This window comes from Paenibacillus sp. O199 (genome assembly GCF_001636635.1).
Lineage (GTDB): Bacteria > Bacillota > Bacilli > Paenibacillales > Paenibacillaceae > Paenibacillus > Paenibacillus marchantiae.
In genome coordinates this window covers 1-11877 of record NZ_LGRP01000063.1, presented here as the reverse complement: position 1 = coordinate 11877, position 11877 = coordinate 1, and the positions used below count along the sequence as shown (strand labels likewise).

Here is an 11877-nt window from a genome sequence, read left to right as displayed (position 1 = left end):
GTGACCGGAGCAACGGGTGTGACCGGAGCAACAGGAGCTGGGAGCATGTACTTCTTTACTCAATTTACTAGTCCAACCCTTAGTATACCGCCTTTAATTGCAACAGAAGTTATATCTCTTCCTGTAACTATAACCACTAATGGGCAAATAGTTAGGATAGATTCAATGGTGCAATATATTATCAATACTGTTGGTAGTGGTGAATACTCTTACAATTTAATGTTTAGCCTTTCTAGAAATCCTGGAAATTCACTCTGTACTATTTTTGTTTCCGAATCTAATAAGACTATAACTGGTCAATCCTATACTGCATATGTACAAAACATTACTTGGACTGATATCCCTCCAACAGTTGGTAATTATATATATAGAATCTCAGTCTATCGCTCCACACCTGAGGAGAATATTAGTAGTCTTCAAATTGGTGCGAGATCTATTGATTCTATAGTTTTTCCTCCTGGAACTTAACCCAGGACGGCCGTGGCCGTCCTTTTGTTCGTCTCCGGAAGAATTACGTATCCAGGAACACCAGGAGCGTCCCTGAACTGAAGCCCAAGCGCCAGGAGCGCGGCCGCTCTCTCCGATCTGGAAGAGAACAGCATAAAAAAAAAGCAACCCTAGTGGGCTGCCTTCATTTAATCGCTATGAGATTTTTTATACTCACTTAATTCTTCAATTAGTTTTTCCAGTCCTTCAGGGCTTAACGTTACTGTTCCATTTCCAAATGCAAAGGTGTGATTTGCTTTTGTTGATTCTCCTGTAACCAAACAGGGTTCCAGGTTGTCGTATTTTTCAATGATGATCCTCTCACCATCACTGAATACTTCAAGCATCTGTTTCTCCCCTAAATGCAGCTCTTTGCGAAGCTGCTTCGGAAGAACAAATCTTCCTATCTCGTCAAGACTCCGGATATACTTCTTCTTTTGCAAACCATCCTCCCCCTGCCCAAGTTAGATTCTGTTTACGTTAGCTTTAATTTGTTCAATCTTTTGTTTCAGCTCCTTCACTTGCTTATCATCTTTTTTGTTTTGAGCAACATTGATTTTATTGGTAAGTTCCTTGATTCGTTGATTACTGGACTTGAACTGAGTCACTTTCTCTTTCATTTCGGGATCATCCCCGGCTAATTGAGTAGCTTCTTGAATCAGTCCAGACCAGAGATAAGAAATCAAAAGCTGGTTTTTCCTTCTGTCGGCCAACTCACTATCTGTCATATCAATATCCTTTGCTAAACCGATTACAGTATCATATTTAGCTGTCATATAAGCAACTTCATAATTTACCGGTGCAGCGTCAGGGAATTGTATCTGTAGTTCCTTTAGCTTGGCCGTTTCTTTGTTCTCGATCATTTTCATTACCACTGTATCGGCTTGGCTTGGATCAAGCTGCATAAGCTTTTCATAAAGCCCTTCTTTTTCGTATAAAAGTATCATTTGTTTCTTTTCGGCTTCAGCCAGATTTTCATATCCGACTGTATCCAATATTTTTAAAGCTTCTTCATTTTCGCCGTTCATGATTTTACGGTAAACATCGGCTACCTGATCTGAGTTCAGCGTTGGAATCTCTTGCGTCTGCTGTACCTCGGGATTTTCTGAAGATGCTGCATTCGCGTCTGGATTAGGCGGTGTGAGTGTATTCGCTAAAAGAATTACGGCCGCTACACCTACTGATCCCAAGTAAAAATATTTGGAACTGAAGAAGCCTTGTTTTTCTTCCTGATCGCCTTTCTTCTTAACAGGTCGAACCAGATCATTTTTGGATCGCAAGCCGCGGTTCGACTTCTCCACAAATTCAGATGAAGTTGCGGCAGTTAACTTTCCGTTAGCCTTGGCCTTACGAATTTCCTTGCGTCTTTCAAAAAATTTCATTTGCTTTAGGCTTTCCTCGTACTCCCGGTGAATCTCTTCCTGGCGTTCTACGTTTACAATGGTTTCTTCCAAAACCCTTTCAACTTCCTGGACTGAAGAAGCTCGAAGCACCTGTTCCGCAAACCTGATTACTTTATCCCTTTGGTCTATAAAATCAATTAGACGGGGTTTACCCAAAACCCTGTAAAGTGTAGTTAAGGATAGCAAAATTACTTCTTTGAGTCCATCCAACGTAGGAGGGGTGCTGTAAAGCCTATGCCCATCAAATTCAAAGACTAGAGCCTTAATTTTGCTATCTGTCAGGTCTACGAAAAGGTTGTTTTTATCCCACAAAATTGCTGTATTAGGATTGTTTTTAGCTAATTCAATGAAAGATCGGAAGTAGTAAATTTGGTCTTCAAAATACAACTGTCGCAAGTAGAAAAAAGATTTCATGTCTTCTAAAAAGTAAGTGAACACCAGGCGGTTAGTTACAAGTGTTATATCATGAGCAAAAAGATAATTTTTGAAGGCTGCCAACGATATTCCCTTTTGCTTATAGACCGTTTCTAATTCATCCAGGCTATCAAAATCGGTATACGAAAGCGGTATGCTGTAGTGGACTTCATTACCAACCACTTCAATTTCACCATATTTATTAACAGTGGATTGCATACAACATTCACTCCTTTCACTGTATTTTAAGATCGTTTTTCAACTTGTCTTTGTTGAATGGGTTAATTGACTCCTGATCCTTCTCTTCCAGATCCGTACCACTTACAAAAAATCCATCCCTAATTAACTGTACCTGGTTCTCATTGGTTTTCACAAAATGCAATGTGTATTTCTTAGGCTCTTTACTTGCATACTTGCCAGGTATTTTATATGTCATGGGTATTGTCAGTTCACTGACATTAATATTTTCATAGTAGACTTCAGTTGCTTCATCTGTGAGCAGACTAAACCGCGATGCGCTTAACTCAAGAATGTCATTCTCGTTCCGTTCTGTGCCGCTTATGCGTGTTACACGGGACTGGGAATGTATTGCTATAGAGTTTTTTATTTTATCGCTCATTTCTTCATGAAGGCCGTCAAGTTCGGCTGTTGTATGAGCTGTGCGCCCATGAAACTCGGTTATTACAGCAACATATTGTTGTGCCATTTTTTTTGCCTGGTCAATGTCTTCATTCCTGAACACAGCTTCTCTTTCTGGCTCCTGTACCGGTTCCTGTTCCTTAACCTGTTCTCCACCACCTATAGGATTGGTTACAGGCGGTTCTTCCTTGCTACAGCCCGACAAAACGATCATGAACGCTGCTGCCAAGAGAATAAGTTTTTTCATCCAGATCACTCCTTTTATTTACGTTTCAGAACCATCATTTTAACCGCCGACTTAGCACCTGAAGCCACAGATCGAGCCGATCCGGTACTAAAACCCCATTGTCCTAATATGCCTGGAAGAGTCATCGAGAGGATAAAGAATGCTGCACCTAGGAATAGGTGATACGTATCCCCAAAGTAGGATGGCGGTATAAGGAATTGATTTAAACCTACCGCAATAGCAATAAGCTGCAAGGCTAATGTGATGAATGCAATAATGAAATTTTTGAGCCAGAAATCGAAGAAATTGTACGTATCGTTTATTTTGGTTGCAATTGCAATTGGCCCGGCGATATACAAAATAGCTACAAAAGCCGTGCGATAGAAGAGTTGCAACATTAAAATAATGAGCATAATCCCGATTATTAAAATGACGATTATTGCAAACAATCCTGGCCCCATCAAAATGTTGGTAATCATGTTCAAAATCATATCTTCGCTGCTGATCGTGTCGATAATTTCATGCATCATTAGCTCTTGCGCGTGCAAGATCCATTCAATGATAGAGTCATAGACAAAGAGGAAAAATGCACTGACTACAATTGATACTATTTTCTCATTCCAGACGGTTGCGCTGTCCTCAGCGTCACCCATTCGTAAACTCACAATTTTAGCAGCATTAAAGGCAATAAATATCGCCAAGACAATTTTCGATAGTGCAAAAATTCCGTCCTTGTAAGCTTCATATGACGAGTTTCCGACAATATCTGTTGGAGATATGACCGTCTTCTTCATTAAATCTTTGATAAAATCCATAGCCGAGACACCCGAGTCCAAGGCTATTTTATAAACGTGACAAGATACATCAAATCGTCCACAGCTTACTGTACGTTCATCTGGATCATATTTTTTAATGAAGTCTTTGTAACTCTCCGGAGCGTTCTCAAAAAATGCTTCGTACTGATCGTAATAATCTCCTTCATCGGCAAAACTGACCGTTGGGAATATCATTGTTGCTAATGTTATGAGTAGAACGAAACTTATTAACCATTTCGTTTTTTTCATTGTCCTCCTGACCTCCCAATAAAGAAAATTAGGAACAGGACAACAAAAACAGCAACACTCCACTTTAATGTGATTCGATACCTTAGTTCTCTAATTTCGTCCTCAGTCATTTCGGTTTTATACTCTAAATAAAATTCACGCTTCGCCTTTTCTATTGGCTGCTCATAAATTTTGGTTAATAGCTTGAAAAGTTTATCCAGGGCAGCGAGAGTATTACGGGATAGCTTCAGCAATTTCGCCCTTTGGCTTGGAGATAGTTTCATTCCCCATCCCTCGCCTTCGTAGCATTTTCTAGGGCTTCTTTCGCTTGTCGTCTCAGCTCATCATCACTACTGTCACCCGTAAGAGTAATATCTACATTATTTACCTTCCATTCCCCATTCTCTTTAACCCAAGCGGAGTACATCGAGAACGTCTGAATGTAATCATCAGTTGGGCTATTTGACCCACCTAATTCATATTGAAGACGAACCGTTGCATAGGATTCTGCTTGATCGTCTCGCTCCTTAACCTTCTTCGTGTACAACTGCTTTATTTCAACATTTTTCAGTCCATTATCTTCAGACATGTGTACGTCTTCATGATCTTTTTCCCGATTATCTTCTCTAGCAAAACGATCGGCAGCAGCCTTCGATAAAAACTCTTGATGCTTCCCCTGTGCATACGCACGTACAAAGTCTTCAGAGCGCTGATTGAGGGCTTCAACATCCTGGTATCCGGCAATGGTCTGCCGCGCTTTGTGCAGCGCTGTGTATTGGTTAAATCCCCATCCGAGTGACAACGCAAGACCAACACCCAAAAGGAGCATTATCCAACCTTTTTTCATATCTATTCATCCCCTCTATCCATAGAGTCGTCAGCTCCTTCGTCCTCGCTCCTGCCAATGCTTTCAAGGAAAGGCCACGGATCTTCTCTTGTACCGTATATTTCCCCTCTTTGAATTTCAAAGTGTAAATGTGGCCCCGTAACACGTCCGGTTTTTCCACATGTTCCAATCTGTTCACCTTTAGTGACGTTTTGATTTACGCTAACGAATACCGCGGTCATATGGCCGTACAAAGTAAACATGTTGCCGTGATTTATAATGATATGATGGCCGTAATTACCGCCGCCCGACTTCACAGCAACCGCTATCGTACCGTTGTCTACTGCATAGATTGGATCACCGATGCTACAAGCAAGGTCTGTTCCCTTGTGCATGGTGGACGGCTTCCCCGTTACAGGATGTGTCCGCATACCATATGGCGAAGTGACGACCATAGGAGGGGTTACAGGATACGCATAGTCTCCAGTGACAAAATATTCACAGTTTGCCGACAAACCGCCAAAACCATTAACTATCCGCGTTACAGTTGGAATCCAGTGAGCATTAAGGTTATTCGGATCATTTTTTGCACCGACTGGAGCGTACTTGTTACCTACTTGCTCAATCGTTACTAATCCCTGAGAGATATACAGCCTATACAAATTTGCAGCCATGAATTCAATGCCTTCATCCAAGCTTGTAAAGGTCATTAGTCCACTTCCATCGGGTCTCATGAGTCCACCAGGGTTGTTCTTGTTCTTCACGGCTGGTGATTTCCCGTATGACGTTTCGTGCATAGCAATGGACATTAGCAAAACCGGATCAATGTTATTGTTTGTAGCAGCTTCGATAAACACATTTTGTTTCCCTGTAAAGACTCCTAAATCAGCGAATTTCTCGTCAATGTATGCCATGTTTAATTCGCCAGGCGTACAGAGCAAAGGTCCAGATCCACCTGGGCCAGATCCGCCGCTGTTATCATCCACGATAGCGGCCATGATCGCTGCTATGATTGCTACCACACCTGCTACAAGCGCTATGATCAAAATGTAGTATCTTGCTTTGTAGAGTAGAGCCTGTTTTAAAAAATCGTTCATTAGATGATCACTTCACTAAAAGGCTTCCGGTCGAACCATAGCTGTTTCTCTACGTCTGTCAGTACGACTTGCAGCCTAATTTTTTTAGAACCAACAAAGTACAGCCCCTTACCGGCTTCTTCTTCCTTACGACCTTCCACAACCGTTATGGCCGTCTTTTCTTCTTCCGAAAATTGCATGTTCATTTCACGTTCTAAGAAGTCAACTTCAGTATCAGCCATCGGCAGATAGAATCTTTGGGTCGCCTGGTTAATAACGGCTTCTCCGTAATTTCGTTGATCGTCTCTAGCCGATAAAAAGTCCTTGATAGATTGACTGGCCGGTGTAATGCCGCAGTTAAAGGATCGCAGCATTTTCATAGCCGTGTACAAATATTCCATTGCCAGAGGAACCTTTGGATCGGCAATGATATGAGCTTCGTCAATATAAAGTTGCGATTCTGATTTATCACCGTTCACCACTTCATATTGGATATGAGATAAAAGCAGGAAGTACACGACACGCTGCAACTTTGGTTTGTGCTGAAGCTCTAAAATGTCAAAGTCACACAACGGATTCGTGATATCCACGTTCGTATGACCGTTCAGGATTTTTGCAAAAAGCCCTTCGGAATACGCATATAGGATAGTGTGGAAATCAGAAATTTTCGTGAATTCTTCTTCGCCTTTATCCTTCTTCTCTGCAAGGAAATCATACAAATCACGCATAATTGGAAAGTCTGTTTTTTTAAGTTTCCCTACATTTGTTCGCTCGTTGATGTTGAATTTCTCGTACAGCTCTATGAGATATTTGGAAAGTATATCTTCCTGAAGATCATTCATGTCTGGATACATAAGCTTAAACATGGTTAACAGGGTACTTATTTTAGCAAGCAATGGGTTCCCTTCTGACATCCCCTGTCTTTCCATTTCTTTTTGTGCATCGGCGCTGATCGCCGGTATGTCGAAGGGGTTAATTATGCTCCCACCATTAAAGGATAATTTAACCCACTCACCGCCGAGACTTTTATAAATCGCCCCGAACTCTCCTTTAGGATCAATTGTCCGGATGATGTTGCCAAGCATCCATTTACGCATCATGTTAGCGAAAAGGGTACTTGATTTACCGGTTCCTGACATACCTATCAAAAACTCATGTTTATTGTGCAGCTTGGAATCATCTACGATTACGACATTACCGGTTGTTATGTTGCGTCCCTTAATAATCCCATGTTGATCAAAAATTTCGTTTTCATGAAATGGAAAAAAGAAGCTTACTGCTTCGGCGTTCATTGGACGATACGTCAAGTCATAGACCTTGTTATGACCAATTGGTAGAAAGCTATCAAAAGCATCTTTGAGCTTGGTCATAGGCGTTACCGTTTTGGCAAATGGCCCGACTACGGATTTAACCAATTGCGTCAGTGTATCAAGTTGTTTGTTATCCGCTGCAACAATGTGAATGAGCATTTGGAACATGTACATCCGTTCATTTTTGTAACTGAGCTGATTGAGTGTCATACGGGCACTATCAATCTGTGCTTCAGCTTCAGCTTTACCAGCATCGTTTACATACTTAGAATCAGCCTTTTGCCGGTTCTGACGTATGCTTTCAGATAACTGCTTTCGAACCTCAGCCGAATCATATTCCGTCAAAAATTGCACAACGCTGATATTTTCAGACAAGTCATTGAGGTTCATAATGTGTTCCTGGTTCAATATAGCGCTGTATTCGACAGCAACTAGAGTACGTGTAAAGTTAGCACCCGCACGTACAAATGATTCTTCTTCTTCGATGGAATCCGGCGATAACATATTTAATATATTTTCATTGAAACCGATATAAGAAGACTCTAATGTCTCCTTTTTCTTTTTGGAGAATATGCCCATGTTCGCTCTCCTTTTCTTACATGATGTGATCTGTCTTCATCTGCTGCCAGCTTCCACTCATTTCTTCGTAAGTCCGTTCACCCACGGTTAACGGGGAGAATAGGGCTGTTTTGAAGCTGAAATTCACTTGTGCATTTTCATAATCGATGCAAGCAAACATTAAGTGAAAGAGTTCTTCATTGTCCAAGACTTTCGTTTTCAGCTCGTAACGTCCACCAAGCATATTTTCTATTTGAGTGCTTACGATCTTAACGTCTCGTTCCAGTTCATCAAGCACCTTTTTGCGATTCATAGAATTAAATGGACGTGCCAATATCACGTACCTATTCCGCGAAACCATGTTTTTACTTTTCTGTATATCGTCAACATATTTTAAATAGCTCTTAGCAAGAATTGCCTTTGGATAAGATTCCTCTTTGGCTGTTTGATCATCAATATAACGGCCATAATTTGTGAGGTTTATCGGTTGAGCAATTTGGCTCACCTGAAGAGGTAACATGGATCGTGGTAAATCATTCAAAAATGTTTCATAAGCCTGAAAAATCTTCGTTTTTTCTTTCTTATTCAGCAATGACAAGTTAACACTGGATACCCGAATGACTTTCACGAACCGATTATCGGTTGTTTCATAGCATTCAGAGTACACATTCTTTATGCCAAGCTGCTCCCGTATATCTTTCGATGCATTCTTTTTTTGTTTACTGCTCATGAAATCACCTTTCGTATAGACAAATAATTTTTGTCGTCTATTGAACTGGATTCTCCATATAACCCGATGTGTAAAGAAGTTGATGTTCTTACGATCCGGGTGATGGAGGGTGAGGATGAGTAAAAATGTACCCCAAGGTGATAAACAAATTAGAAGCAATTGTGCGCTAAATGAGTAGCCAGCATGAACTAGATACCACAACACCAGAAATCCTATAGCCATTAATGGCAAAGAGATAAGTATATCCCGGTACTTGATTAAGGAGAGGATGTATTTTTTCGTATCTACATTGAGAGGAAGTTCAATCTTCCCTTCCTCCCTTAAACGGTCTCTACGCTCTACTGCTGACTGATTGTCAAAAATCACATAATCAGCCCCTTAAATTAAAGATTGCTTTGGAAATAGTCCACAATCTGTTTTGCGAGTACAAACACGATCAATCCGATAATGCAAGAGATCAAACCTTTTTTGAATCTAGGTTGATTCTCTTCCCCACCAAATGCAGCCATCAAACCACAAACCAAAATACCGATTGTAAACAGGGTGATGAAGGTTTTGGTGATATCACCAAACAATGTATTGAACAACCCTTGTAACGACTCGAACATTAAGTATTCCTCCCTTAGTGTTAGCATTTTCCCTTCTAATAGGAATTTTACAAGACTTCCTATAAGTCGAGTATTGGACGATACTCCCAACTGACATTAGCTCCTACTTACCATATAATCCCTCCAATTTGAATCTGATTAGAATTTAACAGATTAATTTGAGTTTGTAAAGAAGGGATTGCCCTATTTAAAGGCAATCCCTACGTGGAAATATTCCTAATTATTTGTTCAGCGACTAGATTTAAGTAAAATCTATATGTTCTATTGGTACTTTTAACCTTGTTTTCCAGGACTTTTTTCACACTATTGCTAAATATTAGGTTCAAATATGCCTTTTCGCTTATTTCGTAAGAGTCAACATTTATATCCTCATGTAAAATATAATGGGAAAATAAACTACCAACTGTCATGGAATTAGCTTGGCAATAAGCCATGATTTTATCCTTCGTTTCTTGGTCAAGAGTGATCTCAATACTACCCTTTCCCATATCGGAATCGTAAGGATCGTCTTGCTCAATGAATTTGTCCTGGTTGTGTAAAAAATAATCGGATATGAGTAAACCAAAAAATACACGTCTAGAATATCCGTGCCTTTCTATGCCTTCAAGCATCGTATGCATTTGCTCACTAATGGTTGATGCTGTTGCAATAGATAGTTTAATTTCATTAGCAAGTAAATCTACAAAACGTTTGTCATAAGAGTTTTTAAGGATCTCTACCAGCGCCAGTGAAATTGCATTGCGCTTACTGGTTCCCATTTTCTTAGCAGCCAACGCTATGATTTCTTCAGCATTTTTATTTAATGCTAGATTTAGTTTGGGACTAGCCAAATTATCCCCACCTTAGTTCATTCCGAAAATGTCATTTTCTTTGTATCCATCTTTTGCTATAATGCTAGTTAAGTTTAAATAGATTCACTCGTTATCTAAAGATAACATTTCAATAAGTATTTTAAAACAAAAAAAATCCCCTATCTGCTCCACACTATGCTATAAACGGTCACTTGTTTGGCGACGAGAGAACCGTTTGTAACATCCCAGGCGAAAGCTTGATAGAGGATTTCTTCTATTTGGCTACATTTATATTGGTATTATACCATGAAAATAGCCCTATAGTAAAGGAATTCCTCTGTTTTGCCTAACCCTGTTTTATGGAGTATATGGGCAAAAACGGAGGTTTTTTATTTATGTCAGAACAACAGCCGAGAAAACTTAAACGTTGTGTAATCAAAGAAGAATTTGTAAGTCTTACAGGTGATGCAGTTTCAGCAGCAATTTTGAACCAAATGATATTCTGGCAGGAGCTTGTTAACAAATCAGATCAAGAAATACAAACAGAGATCAGCGCCTATGAAAAAATTGGAGACAAACGAAAAATTGCTAGTCTAAAAAAACAGATGAAAAACGGATGGTTTTGGAAAGCAGCAAAGGAAATGGCCGAAGAAGTAATGTTCTCCACGCGTCAAACTGTGGATAGAAAAATGAGAGCGCTTGTGGATAAAGGATTTATGGAATGCCGCCCTAATCCCGATCCTCGTTATGTAACTAACTATTACCGTGTAAATCTGGCTTACATACAAACTGAACTGAACAAAATAGGTTTCTCTCTTGAAGGTTATGCACTTCCTGAACCTCAGCAAAAGGTTGAAAAAATGCCCGATGACACAACATATGGTATTGCCCAAAATGAGCAATACCATATGTATGGGGTTGCTCAAAATGAGCAAGGGGTTGCTCAAAATGAGCAAGGGGTTGCTCATTTTGAGCAAGTCAGTAATTATCTATCTTTAGGTTTTCAATCTTTAAGCTTTGAAGAAGAAGAGGTATACACCGGACGCGATCCGCTTATCCACATGTTGATATTTGTGAGCAAAACAAAAGCTCCTACTATCCGACATGAAGCCTTTTTGCAAAACCTAACAACATGCAACATAAAAAATGAAATGGGCATCCAGATTGTTGAGTATATGCGAACACAGCAGCAAGATATTAATAATTATACTTGTGACGCTATTGATCGAACATTTGCGGAATTTGTTAAAAGATCAAAATCTAACGATAAGGTTAAAGTGTTCCCTCGTTGGTTTGCGACAACCATTGTTAACAAGCAATTTGAAGTGGATCAAGATGATGCACGTGCCGATGAAGCTAGACGTGAAGAAGAGAGATTTCAACGGAGATTAGAGCGTTATAAAAATAGTAGTCACCAATTGGCTGCCGCTACTTCAGAGATGCATTAAAGAAAGTGATTGCATTCAATTTGAATTCAATATGAATTATTTCTGAGTTTCTATTATCCGCATATGACTGAATACATTCAATTTGAATTCAATTTGAATCACTTTTGAATGGGAATGGAATTAACATTGTTCTTTCACAGCATTTTATAACAGCCTGAAACAGCCCAGGATACCTTTTATGTATCCAACCAGTACAAACCTATCAATCAGCATTTAAAGCGTTCCTGAAAGCCTGTGGAAGCTCTCTGAGGATGTAACAGGTGACCGGCACGCGGCTGTTCTCTCCAATCCGGACGAGATCCGCGCACCTCCATAGCGC

Annotated in this window: 11 protein-coding genes and 1 pseudogene; 2 read left to right on the top strand and 10 right to left on the bottom strand. The window is 40.0% G+C overall.

Annotation, left to right across the window (positions count from 1 at the left end):
* A pseudogene (locus tag A6049_RS33070) lies at positions 1–468 on the top strand (hypothetical protein); the annotation flags it as partial.
* A 167-nt stretch (positions 469–635) separates the two neighbouring features.
* Here the strand turns inward: A6049_RS33070 and A6049_RS31465 are convergent.
* From A6049_RS31465 to A6049_RS31415, 10 genes are all read right to left on the bottom strand, one after another.
* Entirely contained in the window at positions 636–929 is a 294-nt protein-coding gene (locus tag A6049_RS31465; protein WP_063568346.1) for an AbrB/MazE/SpoVT family DNA-binding domain-containing protein, read from the bottom strand.
* Positions 930–950: 21 nt separating this feature from the next.
* Entirely contained in the window at positions 951–2522 is a 1572-nt protein-coding gene (locus A6049_RS31460; RefSeq protein WP_063568345.1) for a hypothetical protein, read from the bottom strand.
* A 16-nt stretch (positions 2523–2538) separates the two neighbouring features.
* The gene (locus A6049_RS31455; RefSeq protein WP_063568344.1) at positions 2539–3189 is read right to left on the bottom strand and encodes a hypothetical protein; all 651 of its coding nucleotides are present in this window, start codon (positions 3187–3189) and stop codon (positions 2539–2541) included.
* Between the two features lie 14 nt (positions 3190–3203).
* Entirely contained in the window at positions 3204–4232 is a 1029-nt protein-coding gene (locus A6049_RS31450) for a conjugal transfer protein TrbL family protein (protein ID WP_063568343.1), read from the bottom strand.
* Positions 4233–4491: 259 nt separating this feature from the next.
* The gene (locus A6049_RS31440) at positions 4492–5058 is read right to left on the bottom strand and encodes a hypothetical protein (protein WP_063568341.1); all 567 of its coding nucleotides are present in this window, start codon (positions 5056–5058) and stop codon (positions 4492–4494) included.
* 2 nt (positions 5059–5060) lie between these two features.
* Positions 5061–6134, bottom strand: coding sequence for a M23 family metallopeptidase (locus tag A6049_RS31435; RefSeq protein ID WP_063568340.1), 1074 nt, complete (start codon positions 6132–6134; stop codon positions 5061–5063).
* Entirely contained in the window at positions 6134–8002 is a 1869-nt protein-coding gene (locus A6049_RS31430) for a VirB4 family type IV secretion system protein (protein WP_063568339.1), read from the bottom strand. The genes A6049_RS31435 and A6049_RS31430 overlap by 1 nt, the downstream gene beginning before the upstream one ends.
* A gap of 16 nt (positions 8003–8018) precedes the next feature.
* Positions 8019–9077 carry a hypothetical protein gene (locus A6049_RS31425; RefSeq protein ID WP_063568338.1) on the bottom strand — a complete coding sequence of 353 codons (1059 nt, stop codon included), beginning with the start codon at positions 9075–9077 and terminating at the stop codon, positions 8019–8021.
* Positions 9078–9094: 17 nt separating this feature from the next.
* Positions 9095–9319, bottom strand: coding sequence for a TrbC/VirB2 family protein (locus A6049_RS31420; RefSeq protein ID WP_063568337.1), 225 nt, complete (start codon positions 9317–9319; stop codon positions 9095–9097).
* Between the two features lie 200 nt (positions 9320–9519).
* The gene (locus A6049_RS31415; RefSeq protein WP_063568336.1) at positions 9520–10149 is read right to left on the bottom strand and encodes a hypothetical protein; all 630 of its coding nucleotides are present in this window, start codon (positions 10147–10149) and stop codon (positions 9520–9522) included.
* 356 nt (positions 10150–10505) lie between these two features.
* On the opposite strand from A6049_RS31415, the gene A6049_RS31410 reads away from it, so the two are divergent.
* A complete protein-coding gene (locus A6049_RS31410) occupies positions 10506–11558 on the top strand; it encodes a hypothetical protein (protein WP_063568335.1) in 1053 nt (350 codons plus the stop codon).
* Positions 11559–11877: the final 319 nt, after the last annotated feature.